This is a genomic window from Mesohalobacter halotolerans, from assembly GCF_006120725.1.
In the GTDB taxonomy this organism is placed as follows: Bacteria; Bacteroidota; Bacteroidia; order Flavobacteriales; family Flavobacteriaceae; genus Psychroflexus; species Psychroflexus halotolerans.
On the sequence record NZ_SWMU01000002.1, the window covers coordinates 220,924 to 238,316 of the forward strand.

At 36.8% G+C, this 17,393-nt stretch carries 17 protein-coding genes; 7 read left to right on the forward strand and 10 right to left on the reverse strand.

Annotation, left to right across the window (positions count from 1 at the left end; genetic code table 11):
* Window positions 1-27: 27 nt before the first annotated feature.
* The 8 genes from FCN74_RS05535 to FCN74_RS05570 form a co-directional block, all read right to left on the reverse strand.
* Entirely contained in the window at window positions 28-729 is a 702-nt protein-coding gene (locus FCN74_RS05535) for a flavodoxin family protein (RefSeq protein WP_138931601.1), read from the reverse strand.
* A gap of 42 nt (window positions 730-771) precedes the next feature.
* Window positions 772-1,584 (reverse strand): sugar nucleotide-binding protein, encoded by an 813-nt coding sequence (locus FCN74_RS05540; RefSeq protein WP_317128766.1) that lies wholly within the window; start codon window positions 1,582-1,584, stop codon window positions 772-774.
* A gap of 33 nt (window positions 1,585-1,617) precedes the next feature.
* A complete protein-coding gene (gene gcvT / locus FCN74_RS05545; RefSeq protein ID WP_138931603.1) occupies window positions 1,618-2,700 on the reverse strand; it encodes a glycine cleavage system aminomethyltransferase GcvT in 1,083 nt (360 codons plus the stop codon).
* A 35-nt stretch (window positions 2,701-2,735) separates the two neighbouring features.
* The gene (locus FCN74_RS05550; protein WP_138931604.1) at window positions 2,736-3,446 is read right to left on the reverse strand and encodes an acetolactate decarboxylase; all 711 of its coding nucleotides are present in this window, start codon (window positions 3,444-3,446) and stop codon (window positions 2,736-2,738) included.
* Window position 3,447: 1 nt separating this feature from the next.
* A complete protein-coding gene (locus FCN74_RS05555) occupies window positions 3,448-3,633 on the reverse strand; it encodes a YgaP family membrane protein (RefSeq protein WP_138931605.1) in 186 nt (61 codons plus the stop codon).
* A 152-nt stretch (window positions 3,634-3,785) separates the two neighbouring features.
* Entirely contained in the window at window positions 3,786-6,974 is a 3,189-nt protein-coding gene (locus FCN74_RS05560) for an efflux RND transporter permease subunit (protein WP_138931606.1), read from the reverse strand.
* 13 nt (window positions 6,975-6,987) lie between these two features.
* Complete coding sequence (locus tag FCN74_RS05565) at window positions 6,988-8,061, reverse strand: efflux RND transporter periplasmic adaptor subunit (protein WP_138931607.1); 1,074 nt, start codon at window positions 8,059-8,061, stop codon at window positions 6,988-6,990.
* A gap of 5 nt (window positions 8,062-8,066) precedes the next feature.
* Entirely contained in the window at window positions 8,067-9,380 is a 1,314-nt protein-coding gene (locus FCN74_RS05570; RefSeq protein WP_138931608.1) for a TolC family protein, read from the reverse strand.
* Window positions 9,381-9,530: 150 nt separating this feature from the next.
* On the opposite strand from FCN74_RS05570, the gene ccoS reads away from it, so the two are divergent.
* From ccoS to FCN74_RS05605, 7 genes are read left to right on the forward strand one after another with little or no spacing between them, the layout of a single operon-like run.
* Window positions 9,531-9,722 carry a cbb3-type cytochrome oxidase assembly protein CcoS gene (gene ccoS, locus FCN74_RS05575; RefSeq protein WP_138931609.1) on the forward strand — a complete coding sequence of 64 codons (192 nt, stop codon included), beginning with the start codon at window positions 9,531-9,533 and terminating at the stop codon, window positions 9,720-9,722.
* 3 nt (window positions 9,723-9,725) lie between these two features.
* Window positions 9,726-11,921 (forward strand): cytochrome-c oxidase, cbb3-type subunit I, encoded by a 2,196-nt coding sequence (gene ccoN, locus FCN74_RS05580; RefSeq protein ID WP_138931610.1) that lies wholly within the window; start codon window positions 9,726-9,728, stop codon window positions 11,919-11,921.
* Window positions 11,922-11,938: 17 nt separating this feature from the next.
* Window positions 11,939-12,124 carry a CcoQ/FixQ family Cbb3-type cytochrome c oxidase assembly chaperone gene (locus FCN74_RS05585; RefSeq protein ID WP_138931611.1) on the forward strand — a complete coding sequence of 62 codons (186 nt, stop codon included), beginning with the start codon at window positions 11,939-11,941 and terminating at the stop codon, window positions 12,122-12,124.
* The gene (locus FCN74_RS05590) at window positions 12,121-13,011 is read left to right on the forward strand and encodes a cbb3-type cytochrome c oxidase N-terminal domain-containing protein (RefSeq protein ID WP_138931612.1); all 891 of its coding nucleotides are present in this window, start codon (window positions 12,121-12,123) and stop codon (window positions 13,009-13,011) included. The genes FCN74_RS05585 and FCN74_RS05590 overlap by 4 nt, the downstream gene beginning before the upstream one ends.
* A gap of 18 nt (window positions 13,012-13,029) precedes the next feature.
* Window positions 13,030-14,439: a cytochrome c oxidase accessory protein CcoG gene (gene ccoG / locus FCN74_RS05595; RefSeq protein ID WP_138931613.1), complete on the forward strand. Its 1,410-nt coding sequence runs from the start codon at window positions 13,030-13,032 to the stop codon at window positions 14,437-14,439.
* Between the two features lie 15 nt (window positions 14,440-14,454).
* Window positions 14,455-14,901 carry a FixH family protein gene (locus FCN74_RS05600; RefSeq protein WP_138931614.1) on the forward strand — a complete coding sequence of 149 codons (447 nt, stop codon included), beginning with the start codon at window positions 14,455-14,457 and terminating at the stop codon, window positions 14,899-14,901.
* Window positions 14,901-15,608 carry a sulfite exporter TauE/SafE family protein gene (locus FCN74_RS05605; protein WP_138931615.1) on the forward strand — a complete coding sequence of 236 codons (708 nt, stop codon included), beginning with the start codon at window positions 14,901-14,903 and terminating at the stop codon, window positions 15,606-15,608. The genes FCN74_RS05600 and FCN74_RS05605 overlap by 1 nt, the downstream gene beginning before the upstream one ends.
* Here the strand turns inward: FCN74_RS05605 and FCN74_RS05610 are convergent, their stop codons facing one another.
* Complete coding sequence (locus FCN74_RS05610) at window positions 15,609-15,893, reverse strand: 4a-hydroxytetrahydrobiopterin dehydratase (protein WP_138931616.1); 285 nt, start codon at window positions 15,891-15,893, stop codon at window positions 15,609-15,611. It lies immediately after the preceding gene.
* A 103-nt stretch (window positions 15,894-15,996) separates the two neighbouring features.
* Window positions 15,997-17,352, reverse strand: a complete 1,356-nt coding sequence (locus FCN74_RS05615) for an NAD-dependent succinate-semialdehyde dehydrogenase (protein ID WP_138931617.1) — start codon at window positions 17,350-17,352, stop codon at window positions 15,997-15,999.
* Between the last annotated feature and the right edge of the window lie 41 nt (window positions 17,353-17,393).

Here is a 17,393-nt window from a genome sequence, read left to right on the forward strand (position 1 = left end):
ATTTTTTTTTAGGAACATTTCGCAGATCTACCGATACTCAGGATTTTGAAAACCCCAACGTTTACCATTATCCCAATCTTTTCTAGAGTTACCATAAGCCGGATAGCCGTCTTGTTCTTTGAGCATTTTGGCCAGATGCATAAGGTTGTAACTCATAAATGTAGTATTACGATTGGTGAAATCGTTGTTTTTAGCATTGGCTTCTTTATCAAGGTGACTTGGTCCAGGACCAACTTCACCAATCCAACCGGCATCGGCTTGTGGTGGAATGCTATAACCCAAATGCTGTAAGGCATAAAGCGTATTCATTGCACAGTGTTTGACACCGTCTTCATTTCCGGTAATGATACATCCTCCGGCTTTACCGTAATATAAATATTGACCTTTATCATTTTGATGGCCACTCATAGAATACAGTCGCTCTATCAGTAAAGAAGCTACTGAGGAGCGTTCACCAAGCCAAATTGGGGTGCCAATAATTAAAATATCAGCAGCGAAAATGGTTTTAAACAAGTCTGGCCAATCGTCTTTATTAGCACCGTGTTCTGTCATGTTAGGTTGAACGCCAAAAGCTACATCATGGTCAACCAGTCTAATGTGTTTGACGTCAACACCTTCTTTTTCCATAATACCAGCAGAAACGTCCATTAATCCACGAGTGTGACTGTCCTCGGGTGATTTTTTGAGAGTGCAATTAACAAAAACGGCTTTAAGTCCTCTAAATTCCATAGTATTTTAATTTATAAGATAGTCCTATATTATAAATATAACTTACAATATTTTGGAACTTTTGATAACATCTTGAATAGAAATTTGATAATTATCCGGTAGTTTGTTGTGTTTGGGTAAAAGTGCGAGATAACGATCTAGATTAGATTGATAGTTGTTTCTAAAAATTGGATCTTCTAAAACGTTCACTTCACAAATGTCCTCAATCAGGTCTTTGTGGTGAATGACATCTGTAGAGCCCAAATGAAATACCCCTTGTAAACTTTGATTGATGATGTAATGCATTTGTTGACAAATCTTTTTCTCGGTCGTGGCATTGATGATGACCTTTGGAAAGACATCAATAGCTTCATTAAGTTTATGTAATTTTAAAATTTCTTGAAGTCTTGGCGAGGTTTTGCCAAACACCATGGGTAACCTCAAAATGTTATAATACGCATTTGGTAAACGCAACAAGGCGTTTTCAATTTTTATCAAAAACCGACCGTAAATACTTCCAGAAAGGGTTTTATCGTATTCGTAAGATGGGTAATTGGTAAAAGCGTCAAAAACATTAGAAGTTGAAATAAACATGAGTTTTTTACGATGTCTCACTACATAACTGATAAGTTCCTGATAAGCCTCTACTTGAGCGGGAAAAGCGCCTTTGAAACTTGTGATGACAATATCAGGTTTGATATCATTGAGAATAGGCGTAAGGGGCTCACTTTCTACATTCCATTGATAGTATCTGCGATTAGAATTGTAGCTTTTTTGAGAGGTGAAATAAGTTCCAAAGACATCAAAATAGGGATTGAGCTCTTTAAACAGTGCTTGCCCCAAAAACCCACTTGCTCCAATGATAAAAATTCTCAAAATAAGGGTTTTGGGTTGATGATTAGTGAAAACTTATTTTTTGTAAAACGGCAATTTTACAATTTTAGCACGCACTTGTTTTTTTCTGATTTGAATAAAAAGCTCTTGATTTACTTGATGAAAACCAGTTTTGACATAGCCCAATCCAATAGCTTTCTGTAGACTTGGCGATTGTGTGCCTGATGTAACATAGCCTATGGGATTATTGTCTTCATCAAGAATAGGATAATCTTTTCGTGGAATCCCTTTGTCTAAAACTTCAAAAGCGATCAGCTTGCGTTCAACGCCTTCTTCTTTCTGTTTCAAGAGATTATCTTTGTTGATAAAGTCTGTATCAAACTTAGTTATCCACCCTAATTTTGCTTCAAGCGGAGACGTGGTTTCGTCAATGTCGTTGCCGTAGAGACAAAAGCCCATTTCTAATCTCAAGGTGTCTCGTGCCGCGAGACCGATGGGTTTTATACCAAAATCTTTCCCGGCTTCCAAAACTTTATCCCAAACTTGTTTGGCATATTCATTTTTAATGTACAATTCAAACCCACCACTTCCAGTGTAACCGGTAGCTGAAATAATAACATTCTCAGCGTCAGTAAATTGGGATTCTGTAAAGTGGTAAAATTTAATTTCAGACAAATCGACATCAGTCAAACTTTGCATGGCTTCAATAGCTTTTGGCCCCTGAACCGCTAGAAGACTATATTGACTACTCACATCACTTAATTTAGCATCAAACGTATTATGCGAATTTATCCACTTCCAATCTTTATCAATATTAGACGCATTAACGACCAGAAGATATTTTTCTTTATGAAAACGATAAATGATTAAATCATCTACGATGCCGTTTTTCAAGTTAGGTAAGCAGGTGTATTGTGCCTTACCATCAATGAGTTTAGACACATCATTGCTGGTCACGTATTGTAATAAATCTTCGGCTTGAGAACCTTCAACAAAAAATTCCCCCATATGGGACACGTCAAAAACACCTAAGTGGTTTCTAACATTTTGGTGTTCAACATTAACGCCTTCATAACTCACTGGCATTTCAAAGCCTGCAAAAGGAACCATTTTGGCCCCGAGATCAACGTGCTTTTGGTATAAAGCTGTTTTGTGCATTATTATAATTTTGGAGCACAAAAATAAAGCAAATATTAGGATTTAGAGCCAGTAGGAAGGTATAATTTAATAGTTTTTGGGTTAAAACTTGCAGCGTCGCAATGGCCCATAATTATCCTATCTTCTGTGATAAGATGCACGTGGATATTTGTATCGTGATGGGTATAAACGCCATGAGCAGAATTGGAATAAAACCCAATCATCTCTACGGCTTTATTATCTATTTCAAAATCAACCTGACCTTGATGAGCTTCTTTTGGAGAAGAGACTTTGGTATTTGGTGGTAGATTTTGCACGTGTATCTTACCAGATTCAATTTCGCCTTTTAACTTAAACACATAAGCGTCGTCTCTAACATGATTTTTAGATAAAAATTTGTTGAGAAGATTAAGGTTGGTTACATACTCTGGTAACTTAATCTCAAAAAATTTTTTAGTATTGGTGTAAACAAAAAATGGCGCCCCAACATGAGCTTGTTTTTCAACGCGTATTTGATTATTGTCATCTATTGTAGAAATATAAATTTGACCCTCATCAATAGTAATTTCTCCAGCCAAGCCTTCTAAAGGCCCAATACCGTAAAGTCCGTTTTTATTTAAAGTGTCTAGCTGTATTTTAGCCCCAAGCTCGCCTTTCCACATCACATTTTTCATCGCGGAAACCGATTGTACTTCGTTAAGCTTAATTGACTCACGACAGGACACTGCTAAAAACAATAAAGCCAAACTAAAAAATAGTGTTTTCATCTTAATTTTTGATACCAAATTTCTTTAAGATATCTTCCAGTAAACACCATTTGGTCAATGATGATTGAAGTAAATTAGCACCGACAAAAGCGGTAAACCACAACCAATTGATGTTGACATAAATCGCTAATAGCAAGCTAATTAACACAAAACTTCCGGCTACGCCTCTTACAATTCTATTTTTCATAATTATTTATTTTTAAATTTAATTTTTTAATGTTTCAAGTTTTCCATTTCAGGTTTCAAGTTTAAAATTCAAAAATTATTTTTCTAACCTCTAACCTCTAACCTCTAACCTCTAACCTCTAACTTCTAACTTCTAACCTCTAACTCCATAACTTATCCTTTCTTTTTCTCAATGATGTAATAAATCAAGGGGATAACCAATAAAGTCAATACTGTTGAAGCAATCGATCCGCCCATTAAGGATATAGCAAGTCCTTGAAAAATAGGATCAAACAGTATCACAAACGCTCCAATAACAACGGTTCCCGCTGTTAATAAAATTGGGGTTGTTCTTACAGCACCAGCTTGCAAGATCGCTTCTTTCAGTGGCATGCCTTCTTTTAGTTTAAGATTGACAAAGTCAATTAAAAGCACGGAGTTCCTGACCATAATTCCAGCTAAAGCAATCATCCCAATAAATGAAGTTGCTGTAAAGAATGCCCCCATAATCCAATGGCCTAGTATAATTCCAACCAGAGAAAGTGGGATGGCTATCATCATTACAATAGGTGCTCTAAAACTTTGAAACCAACCAACAATGAGCATATAAATGATGATAATGACCCCTAAAAAAGCCAAACCTAAATCCCTAAAGACTTCTAGGGTAATTTGCCACTCGCCATCCCATTTGACTGTAAAATCATCAGTATGTTTTGGTAATCCTATATAGGATTCATTTATTTTATATCCTTTAGGCATATCAATAGCTTTGAGTTTGTCTTCCATACCGAGAATGGCATAAACGGGGCTTTCGAGTTTACCAGCCATCTCTGCAGTGACATAAACTACCCGACGTTGATTTTTTCTGTAAATACTTTTATCAATGGTTTTTTGATCTACAGTTATAAAATCAGATAAAGGATAAGCTAAACCTTGTTGGGAAATTACAGGCAAATTTAAAGCCTGACTGATATTACTTTTGTCCGCATCCGATAATTTTAAAGAAATACGCGTTGGTAAATTAGACTGTTCTTCATAAAGTTGAGCTATTGGTTTATCTTGCATCACAAGGTTTAAATTCTGTATAACTTGTACTGATTGAATGCCTTTGAGCTGTGCTTTTTCTTTATCAATAATCAAGTCATATTCCTGTTGTGGAGCTTCTACATGCCAGTCGATATCCACCACATCTGTAGTTTTACCTAAGATAGTTTTGATGCTGTCAGCCAGTTGAATCTGTTTTTGATAATCAGGCCCGTAAACTTCGGCTACAATTGTCGATAAAACCGGTGGTCCTGGTGGGACTTCTACAATTTTAATTTCTGCACCAAACTGGTCAGCTATGGCTTTTACGCCAGCTCTAAAGTCTTTGGCTATATCGTGACTTTGTGCTGACCGATCATGTTTATTCGTGATATTAACTTGAATATCAGCGAGGTATTGGTTTTGACGTAAATCATAATGTCTTACTAGGCCATTAAACGTAATCGGTGAAGCCGTGCCGACATAAGATTGATAATTGATCACTTCAGGGCGCTGACGAACATACTGCGCAATTTCTTGGGTGACGGCATTAGTTTGTTCTAAAGTGCTGCCTTCAGGTAAGTCGATAACAATTTGAAATTCATTTTTATTATCAAACGGTAACATTTTGACGATGACCGAGTTAGTAAAAAATAAAATAAAGGACGCAAACAGGATTAAAAAGATAATCCCCAAAAATCCCCAACGTTTAGCTTTATTCTCTAATAAAGGTTGTTGAAGTTTTTTATAAAATTTATAGATTTTAGAATCTGTAATGTCTTTAGGTTTTTCCTCTTTTGATGCTTTTTCGGTTTTCTTTAAAAATATAAAACCGAGATAAGGCACAATGGTTAGAGCTACAAACAATGATAAAATCATTGCAATTGAGGCGCCTATCGGCATCGGACTCATATACGGCCCCATTAATCCGCTAACGAAAGCCATAGGTAAAACTGATGCAATGACTGTAAAAGTGGCTAAAATTGTAGGATTACCAACTTCATTGATGGCGTAGATCGCTGCTTTTTTAAACGGTAATTGCTTCATTTTAAAATGCCGGTGCATATTTTCAGCAATAATGATGGAATCGTCAACCACAATACCAGTTACAAATATTAAAGCAAAAAGTGTAATCCGGTTTAAGGTATAATCCAGAAGGTAATAACTCAATAAAGTTAAGGCAAAGGTTACAGGTACTGATAAAAACACGACAAGACCTCCGCGCCAACCCATGGCTAGCATAACTATAATGGTAACAGCAATAATAGCTCCTATAAGATGGAGTAGAAGTTCAGACACTTTTTGTGAAGCGGTTTCTCCATAATTTCGGGTAACTTCAACCTTGATGTTATCAGGTATAAATTCTTTTTGGTACTGGTCTATGTTAGCAATAACTACGTTGGCCAACTGCATGGCGTCCGCACCTTTGCGTTTTGCAATAGACAAACTCACTGCTGGATATTCAGAGGGATATTCGGTCTGTTTAGTAGAGGCTAGACCATATCCAAAACTTACAAAATTCTGAGGACTTGATGCGGCATATTCGATTTTGGCTACCTGATCAAGGTAAATGGGTTTTTGGTCCATTTGACCTACAATCAGTTGTTTTAAATCTTCAATGCTGCTAAAAAATTGACCGGTTTTTAAAGAAATACTTTCGTTAGACTGAATCATTTCCCCAGTTGATAAACGCATATTATTGGCTCTCAGCATTTGTTGAATCTGAGTAACGTTCAATTTAAATGTGTTCAGTTTTTCGGGATTTACGATGATGTCAATTTGCTCTCGTCTTCCACCAATATCCTCAACTACTGAAATGTCTTCAATCTGTTCGATGCGATCCTTTAGTGTTAAGGCCACTTTTTTCATTTGTGTATCATCCACTTCTTCACTCCACAAGGTCAAATTCATAATAGGGACATCGTTGATCGACCGAGTTTTGACCAATAGTGGCGTCACACCTTCAGGCATGTGGTTCATATTTTTCATCAATTCGTCGTAAAGTTTGACATACGAACGCTCAATATCTTCGCCGACGACAAACTGCACAATCAGCATGGCTTGTCCGCTCATTGAGGTGGAGTAGACATATTCTACACCAGTAATGTTGGAGACAATTTTCTCAAGTGGTTTTGCCACTCGAGATTCTACTTCTGTCGGGCTGGCTCCGGGATAACCCACAAAAATATCGGCCATAGGGACATCGATTTGCGGTTCTTCCTCACGAGGAATCAAAAATGAACTGTAAACCCCAATGACCATAAATACGATCATTAACAATATGGTGAGCTTAGAGTCTAAAAAGACTTTGGCTATATTTCCTGCTATTCCGTTTTTCACGATTTAAGTTTTTTTATTCTGTTATATTCAATCCGTTATACAGCCTGCTTTCAGCTGAAATTATGATTTTGTCTTGCGGCGTTAAACCTGATAATACTTCAATCTGATCGCCTATTTGTCGCCCGGTTTTTATCCATCGAAGTAAAGCGGTATTGCTCTTTCCATACACATAAACACCTTCTAAACCGTTTTGTCTAACTAACACGGATTGTGGAATGCTTACTAAAACTTCCTTTGAATCTCCTTGGGTTCTAGAATCGGTGTATAGTTTAGCAAACATGCCTGAAAGCACCTCTTTTGGTGTATTTTTAAAAGCAGTCTTGACGAAGTATCGGTTACCATTAGTTTCAGAAGACGAACTGACTTCTGTGATAATGCCCTTAAAAGTTTTTCCGACTGAAGGCACTTGTATACTCACCTTCTGTCGAGGTTTTACTTTGGTAATTTGTGTTTCACTTAGATTGGACTTTACTTCGAGTTGAGATGAAGATGTTAGACTTAACAACGGCATACCCGGCATGGCCATATCGCCTTCTTGAATCATTTTATTGCTTATAGTCCCAGTAAAAGGCGCTTTGATATTAGTATAGTCCATCATAGCTGCTACCTGATTGTAGCTTTGTTTGGCTTGTTCAAACGCTGATAGACTAGACTGGTATTGTAATTGAATTTGCTCCAGTTCTTTATCAGAAATGCTGTTTGATTCCTTAAGTCTTTCATAACGCTTTAGGTCTTTTTGGGCAATCTCAAACTGCTTCTGCGCCTGTTCTTTTCCGGCTTTAGCCTGTTGAAGTTTTGTCTGGAGATCTGCATTATCAATATTGAGTAGAATTTGATTTTTCTTTACCTTATCTCCCACATTGACTAAAATATTTTTCACGTACCCCGCGTGGCGTGTTTTTATAGTTGACATTTGCTTTGCACTGATGGTTCCGCTAAAACTAAATCTATTCTGAGTAGAGCTATTGACTTTCATGGTCTCAACCTTAACAGCCTGATTATCAGAACTCTTGTCTTTTTTATCAGAACTACCGCAGGATAGAAGTGCTAAAGTTAAAATACCGTATATGAATTTATGTCTTGTCATGTTTATTATTTTTCAGTTAAAAATTGATAGTATAAAAGGTTGTAATTATAGTTAAACACCGATTGAAGATATGCCAGCTGTGTGTTGGCATACTTGGTTTCTGCAGCCAAGACATCCGTGGTTTTTTCGAGACCTTCATCGTATCGGTTTTTGAGAATACGAAAAGCTTCTTGTGATTGTTGTACTGCAATTTTGTGGCTATTCATATTTTGTTCAGCCATTTCAATATTTCTGATGCTTTGCTTGACATCATTTTGTTTTTGTTGTAGATAATTTTGTTGCTCTAATTCTACTTTTTCAGCTTCAGCTTTAGTTTTTTGAAGTTTGGCAATTCGGGAATACCCTTTAAATAAATCCCATTTGAGTTCTGCCCCAAAGAAATAGTTATCACTAGAGGTGCCAAAAATTTCATCATCAAAAAATTGTAATTGGCCAAAGGCGTTTAAAGTTGGTAAAAAACTGTATCTCTGTGCTTTATATAATTCTGAAAACGACTGCGCTTTGAGCTCAAAAGCTTTAATGTCTGATGTGTTTTCAATATTGGTGCTTTCTATTCTCGAATCTGACCACATATCAATCATTTGAAGAGAATCTGTTGGTTTCAAAATCGCTTCAGCCTCATCTTGTATGAGCTGTTTGATTTGATCTGAAAGATTTTGTATTTGATTTTGAACAGCAATGCTTTGTGTCTCCACCTCAGAATGTCTCATTTGAGCTGCCAGCAAATCTGCTTTTTGAATTAAGCCTTCCTCGTAAAGATTTTGGGTTTGCGTTTTATTTAGATTTGCAGTTTTTAAGGCTTTTTCTATGACTTTTTCAGAACCGTAAGCTAACTGCAATTGCATATAAAGCGTTTTTGATTTTAAAATTAAAGCTGAGGTCCTATAATTATTTTGAAATTCTTGAGCTCTTGAGGCATATTTTAAAGCTTTTCGTTGGATAAGTTTGTCAATATTTAAAACAGGCTGCGCTACCTCAAGAGTAGTGGTGAAGTTAGATAAAGCCTCAGGGTTATTAAGCGCATTAACATCAAAATCACTTTGATTAAAAACACCTTGGTTAAGCTTAGACCCAAAAGCCATCACTGGATTGTTGGTTCTAAAACCTTGATGGCTAATTGATAATTGTGGCAAAATAGCCGCATTGGATTCACGATATTGTGCTTGAGTCATATTCAAACTTTCTGTGTTTATTTTGATAGATAAGTTTTTGGATTGAATCGCTGAACTCAAACTATCCATAGAAATAGATTTATAGTCTTGAGACCAACTTATTTGAGTAAGCATCACAATCAATCCACCAAACCAAATTGCTTTCATAATTCAAATTTTAGTGCAAAAGTAGTTGATGAGGTACGCTCTATCAGTAACTTTTGTTACTTACAAGAATATGTTTGCCTTTACATTAAAATATGATGATGGTCATTTTTTAAACTTTATGACCACTCTATTTTTGACCAAAATTCTTTTATGAGTGTCATTTACATCCTCTTAGCCATCAGCACCATAGTCGCTATTTTCTTCTTTGTGCTTTTTATCTTCTCGGTAAAAAAAGGACAATACGACGATAGCTATACTCCATCTGTGCGGATGCTCTTTGACGACGAGCTTGTGGATGAAGACTCAGAAAGGGATGAAAAACCTGTTAACGAAACACAATAAATTATGGAATTAGAACGGTTTCACTACGATAACAAGATCGTAAAAAACTTCATTTACGCTACAATTGTATGGGGCGTCGTAGGCATGTCAGTAGGTTTACTGGTGGCCTTTTTGTATTTATTTCCTAACTTAACTGAAGGCATTCCTTGGTTAAGTTATGGGCGTTTAAGACCACTACATACTAATGCAGTGATTTTTGCATTTGTGGGTAATGCGATTTTTGCGGGCGTCTATTATTCTACACAACGCTTATTAAAGGCAAGAATGGCAAGTGACTTTTTGAGTAAATTAAATTTTTGGGGCTGGCAAGCTATTATTGTGGCTGCAGCAATTACACTTCCATTGGGGTATACTACGTCTAAAGAATATGCTGAATTAGAGTGGCCAATTGATATCATGATTGCCTTGGTTTGGGTAGCTTTTGGTGTAAATTTAATCTGGACCATGATCAAGCGAAGACAGCGTCACTTATATGTTGCCATTTGGTTTTATATCGCCACATTTGTGACTGTTGCAGTGCTTCATATCTTTAACAGTTTAGCCTTACCAGCAGATTTTCTTAAAAGTTATTCTGCTTATGCTGGTGTGCAAGATGCACTTGTGCAATGGTGGTATGGTCATAATGCGGTGGCGTTTTTCCTCACTACGCCGTTTCTGGGTCTAATGTATTATTTTGTACCTAAAGCTGCTAATCGACCTGTATATTCTTATAAATTATCTATCATACACTTTTGGTCGTTAATTTTTATTTATATCTGGGCCGGACCTCACCATTTGTTATATTCTGCTTTGCCCGATTGGGCGCAGAACCTCGGTGTGGTCTTTTCGGTGATGTTAATTATGCCGTCTTGGGGTGGTATGATAAACGGTCTTTTAACTTTACGTGGCGCTTGGGACAAAGTCCGGCAAGATCCTATTTTGAAATTTATGGTGGTCGCCATTACAGGTTATGGTATGGCTACCTTTGAAGGGCCGATGTTATCACTTAAAAACGTCAACGCGATTGCGCATTTTACCGACTGGATTATCGCTCACGTTCACGTTGGCGCGCTAGCATGGAATGGCTTTTTGACTTTTGGGATGTTGTACTGGCTCATTCCAAGATTGTATAAAACTAAATTACACTCTATAGGTTTAGCTAATGTTCATTTTTGGCTTGGAACTCTTGGTATCGTGCTTTATGCCTTACCAATGTATGTTGCTGGATTTGTTCAGGCTTTTATGTGGAAACAATTTAACCCAAGTGGCACTTTAGTATACGGTAACTTTTTAGAAACGGTCAACGAAATCATGCCAATGTATTGGATGCGTGCTATCGGTGGTAGCTTATATATTGTAGGAGTATTTGTAATGGTCTATAACGTATGGCGAACGGTAGCTTCTGGTTCTAAAGTTGAAGATGAACTGGCAGAGGCTGCAGCCTTAGTAAAAGTGACTAAACGTCAAAAAACCGAAGCTTTTCACACTTGGTTAGAACGTAAGCCAGTTAAACTTACTATTCTAGCAACTATTGCGATATTAATTGGTGGTGCGGTGCAAATTATTCCGACCATTATGGTAGATTCTAATGTACCTACTATAAGCTCCGTAAAACCCTATACGCCACTTGAGTTAGAAGGACGTGATATCTATATCCGTGAAGGCTGTGTAGGTTGTCACTCGCAAATGGTTAGGCCATTTAGAAGTGAAGTGGAACGCTATGGCGAATACTCTAAAGGTGGCGAATACGTCTATGACAGACCATTTTTATGGGGAAGTAAAAGAACAGGACCAGACTTACTTCGTGTAGGGGGTAAGTATAATGACAGCTGGCATTTTAATCACATGTATAATCCGAGTAGCACATCGCCAGGCTCAATTATGCCAAAATATCCATGGCTAATCACAGATGAATTAGATAAATCTGAAACAGAAGCTAAAATGAAAACTCTCGTCAAACTTGGCGTGCCTTACTCAGACGAGGAAATCGCCAATGCGCAAGCGGCAATGGACAAGCAAGGACAAAGGATTGAGGAAAGCCTGTATACCGATCCAGATTTTGTCAAAACTTATGAAGCTGATAAAAAAGCAGCTAAAGCTAGTGGAGAAGAGTTTGTAGAAATGAAAGACCGTGAAATTGTAGCCTTAATTGCTTATTTACAACGTCTTGGTACAGATATTAAAAAAGCATCAGACAACGCATCTACTGCTTCTAATTAACATAAAATCTTGTAAAAATGAAATTTGCTAAACAATATTTAGAAAGTATAGACGGGGTTGAAATTTACCCTATCATCACCTTGCTCATTTTCTTTAGCTTCTTTGTAGTGTTGTTTTGGTGGGTGTTTACCACATCCAAACAACAAAGTAAAGCCATGAGCGAGATGCCTTTAGAAACCAATCCAAAAGACAACAACCAATGAGAACAACTGCATCATATTTAAGAGTTATAGCACTTGTAGTTATAGCTATCATCGGAACCGAGTATTTTACCGATTTACCAAAAGGGGAATACGCTATTTTTGAAAAGCCATTTGCTGCACTATTTGTATTTATGGTTTTAATTGTCGCAATTGCTATTGAAGTTACTGTGGCTGCATTACATAAGATTTTGTATTTGTCTTTATCTGAAGACAAAAAAGAAGCTTTTGATAAAGCTCAAGCTAAAAAGTCAACGTATTTCTCAAGACAAGTAGAACGCTTAATGCAAGCGATGACAAAAAGTAAAAAGATTGAAGAAGAGCACGAAATAGAACTTGACCATAACTATGACGGGATTCGTGAGTTAGACAACCGCTTACCGCCATGGTGGGTTTACAGTTTTTATCTCACCATTATTTTTGCCGCAGTTTATTTAGTCCGCTTTCACATTTTTAATGATTACGATCAAGAAGAAGAATACTTAACAGAAGTAGCAGAGGCTGAAGTTGCTATTGAAGAATGGAAAGAAAATGCCAAAGATTTTGTCAATGCTGAAAATGTCACCATGCTTGAAGATGAAGCGCGACTTCAAAATGGAGAACAAATTTATGTTCAAAACTGTGTGGCTTGTCACAAAGTTGATGGCGGTGGCGGAATAGGTCCAAACCTTACAGATGAACACTGGATACTTGGTGGAGGAATAAAAAATGTATTCAGAACTATTAGTGAAGGTGGTCGATCTGGTAAAGGGATGGTGGCGTGGAAGAATAACCTTTCACCTGCAGAAATGCATGAAGTGGCAAGTTATGTGATGACCTTTCAAGGAACCACGCCATCAGACCCTAAAGAACCACAAGGCGAAATTTGGAAACCAGAAAATGAAGAATAATTGAATTAGAGATTTATCATGGCTGAGAAGAATTTTAGAGATAGTATAGGCACGATTAATGAAGAAGGAAAGCGCGAATGGGTTTACCCCAAAAAACCTAATGGCCTATTTTATAAATATCGCAAATGGGTAAGTTATGCCTTATTACTTTTTTTGTTTGCCTCACCATTTATTAAAATTAATGGCAATCAGTTTTTACTTTTTAATGTTTTAGAGCGTAAGTTTAATATTTTTGGTTTTCCGTTTTGGCCTCAAGATTTTTATTTAGTGGTCATCTCAATGATCATTGGAGTGGTCTTTATCACTTTATTTACAGTGGCCTTTGGACGTATATTTTGTGGTTGGATTTGTCCTCAGACTATTTTTTTAGAAATGGTGTTCAGACGTATCGAATACGCTATTGAAGGCGATCGCGGTAAACAAATCCGCTTAGACAAAATGCCATGGAACAAAGAAAAAATCATTAAAAAGAGCAGCAAGTGGTTGATTTTTTATGTCATTTCATTTTTAATAGCCAATATTTTTCTGGCTTATCTTATTGGGAGCGATGAATTATTAAAATATGTTTCAGAAGGTCCGCAAGCACACCTGGGAACTTTTATTCCTTTAATCATTTTCTCATTTGTGTTTTACTTTATTTTTGCATGGTTTCGCGAACAAGTTTGTGTCATCGCTTGTCCTTACGGACGATTGCAAGGCGTTTTGCTCGACAATAAGTCTATCGTTGTGGCTTATGACCACAAACGTGGAGAATCTAAAAATGGACGTAAAAAATTTAGAAAAAATGAAGATAGAGCAGCTCTAGGTTATGGAGATTGTATTGATTGCCATCAATGCGTGCATGTATGTCCAACAGGAATTGACATTAGAAATGGTACTCAACTGGAATGTGTCAACTGCACTGCTTGTATTGACGCCTGTGATGAAATTATGGAAAAGGTAGATTTGCCTAAAGGCTTGATACGCTATGCCAGTGAAGATAACATTACAAAAAAAGCAAAATTTCAATTTACACCAAGATTAAAAGCTTATACGGGAGTGCTCACTATCCTTGTGGGGTTATTAATTGGTTTATTGTTTATCAGAAGTAATATTGAAGCCGATATTTTAAGACTACCTGGTCAACTCTACGAAACGACTGCTGATGGTAATTTGAGTAATGTTTACACGTATAAATTAGTCAATAAAACGACAAATTCTATGGATAGCATAAACTTTAAATTGCTTTCCCATCAAGGCAAAATCAAGTTGGTCAAAGGTGAATACTTTAAAGTTCAAGAAGCGGGCTTATCTGAAGGTACCTTGTTTATTGAAATTCCACAAGCAGAAATTAAAGGTGAAGAAAACACATTAAAAATAGGCGTTTACAAGGGAAATGAATTGCTTGAAAAAACCAGCACAAACTTTATGGGACCACGGTCTTTTTAATAAAAAACAAAAAATATGAAACTGAATTGGGGAACATCTATCGTTATTGCAATGACGTTATTTATAGGCTTTATCATGTATATGGTGATTACCATGACCACGCAAAAAGCCTATGACCATGACTTAGTTGTCGAAGAATACTACAAAAAAGAGATGACGCTTAACGACAAGCTACAAAAGATTGAAAATGGCAAGTTATATGCTACAGATATTAAATTTAATGCGAATCCTAATGGGTTATTATTGAGTTTTCCTGAGGAATTAAAAAGTTTAAGTGAAGCCAACATTTTTGCTTATCGCGCTTCTGATAAAGCATTAGATTTTAATAGTTCAATCACATTAAACAGTCAAGGTGAAGCTTTGGTCAATAGGCCATTAGCAAGAGGTTTGTGGGAGTTTACGTTGGCTTTTACTTATCAAGATAAAGATTATCTGATCACAAAATCTGCAAATATTCAATAATGTTGTGGTCAGCATTCATATTAGGATTGGTTGGGAGTTTGCATTGCGTAGGCATGTGTGGACCAATTGCCTTTATGTTGCCTGTAAGCCATCATCAACCTTTAAAAAAAGGCGTTCAAATCAGTTTATACCACCTTGGTCGAATTTTAGCTTATGCTATTATTGGGTTAGTCTTTGGACTTGTTGGTCAGGGCTTTATGGCATTTGGTTACCAACAGCATATCTCCATAGCAGTTGGCATTTTGATGATAATTTTAGTTTTAATACCACAATCCTATATTAAACCTTTAGGGGTTTTTAGACCATTTTTTAGATTTATCAATGGCATTAAATCCGAGTTGGGTAAAGCCCTTCATAAAAAATCATACGATACTTTTTTCAGTCTGGGTTTTCTCAATGGTTTTCTGCCCTGCGGCTTGGTTTATATGGCTGTTGTAGGTGCTTTTGCTACACAAGGTTTTAGTGGAAGTATAATGTATATGGTGTTGTTTGGACTCGGAACCGTGCCTATGATGACTACAGTGGTTTATGCGCAGTCTTTTATTAAAAAACATTTTAAATTCAACTACAAAAAACTTATCCCCGTTGCTGTGATTATTGTCGGTTTATTATTTATACTTCGCGGCATGGGTTTAGGTATCAAATATATATCGCCTAAGCTTTCCCCACCAACAGAACAGGTTGAAGCTGCAATACAGTGCCACTAACTATTGCCCCAAAACCGTTTCAATGGCTTCAGCCAATTCAAAGTCCTTTTCTGTAACACCGTCAGCATCATGAGTTGACAATGAAACATTGACGGTGTTGTAGGTGTTTGACCATGTGGGGTGATGTTGAAGGCGTTCTGCTTCAAAAGCAATGCGTGTCATGGCTGTAAATGCATTTTTAAAATCTTCAAACTCAAAACTAATATGTATGGCATTGTCATCATAAGACCAGTTTGGGAAATGTTTTAATTGTTTTTCGATTTGTTCTTTGTTTAATTTTTTCATGATATTTTTATTAGATTATTAAATTGACTTGAAATATTAAATAGACCTCACAAGTCTTCCTCCTAAGGCGGACAGGCTGAGACCTGTAAGGTCTTGATTAGATTTATTGAATATACACTGTTTTAATATTAGCAAATTCTAAAATGCCCTCTCGTCCTAATTCGCGACCGTATCCTGAATGTTTTGTGCCGCCAAAAGGCAAACGCGGGTCACTTTTAACTAAAGAATTAACAAATACAGCACCGTCTTCAATTTGTGAAATAAGGCGTTGATATTTGGACTTATTTTCTGTAAACAGACTCACACCGAGTCCATATTTGGACGTATTGATCAATTTAACGGCTTCTTCTTCATCTTTAAATGCTGTGACAGCCAACACCGGACCGAAGGTTTCTTCTTTAAAAATCGGCATATCAGGTGTTACATTTTCAACTAAAGTTGGTTCAAAATAGGTTTTGTCTTGTTGTCCGCCATGGCTGATTGTTGCCCCCATCTTAACGGATTTATCCAATTGAGACTTGAGTGCTTCAGCTAAATCTTCACGCGCCATAACGCTGATATCGGAATTATTATCAAATGGATTACCAATGTTAAGCTGTTGTATTTCAGCTTTTATTTTTTCCATAAATTCATCGTAAACAGAATTGTGAACCAAAAGCCGTTTACCGGCAATACAACTTTGTCCGGTGTTTTGAAAACGCGCTTTAACACATATTTCAGCTGTTTTTTCTAAATCGGCATCCTCAAAAACTACTAAAGCATTACTACCACCGAGTTCTAAAACTGATTTTTTAATCGCCTTCCCGGCTTGGCTGGCGACAATACTGCCGGCTTTAGTGCTGCCGGTAAGCGTTACAGCTTTAATCAATTTGTGGTTGATGATTGATTCAATTTGTTCAACTTTAACGATAATATGCCCAACAGAATGCGGTTTAAAACCAGCGTCTTCAACCAAACCTTGAATCATTTCACCACAACCGAGTGTATTAGGAGCGTGTTTAATTAAAATGCTGTTACCTAACATCAAGTTTGGTGCAATAACCCTAAAGACCTGCCAAAACGGATAATTCCACGGCATGATGGCCAGAATTACACCAAGCGGTTCATAGTTGATATAAGATGATTTGTCATCGGTTTTGACAATTTTGGATTCTAAAAATTGAGGGGCATTATCTGCATAAAACGCACAAACCCAGGCGCATTTTTCAATTTCTCCCTTAGCTTGTGAAAAGGGTTTGCCCATTTCTAAGCTGATTTGTTTGGCGTATTTTGAAGAGTTGTCTCTTAATAATTTGGCGAGACGTTGCATTTTTTCAACACGCGAAGAAGGCTTAAAGGTTTTAAACTTCTGAAAAACTTTATCAGCAGCTGAAATTTTTTCCTCAAGCTCAGTTGAACCCGAGGTTTTGTAAAGCTTTAAATCTTGATGAGTATATGGATTTCGGGTTTGCAATCCCATTTTATTTTTAATTCAAATATAAATGTTTTCACTGCCAAAAC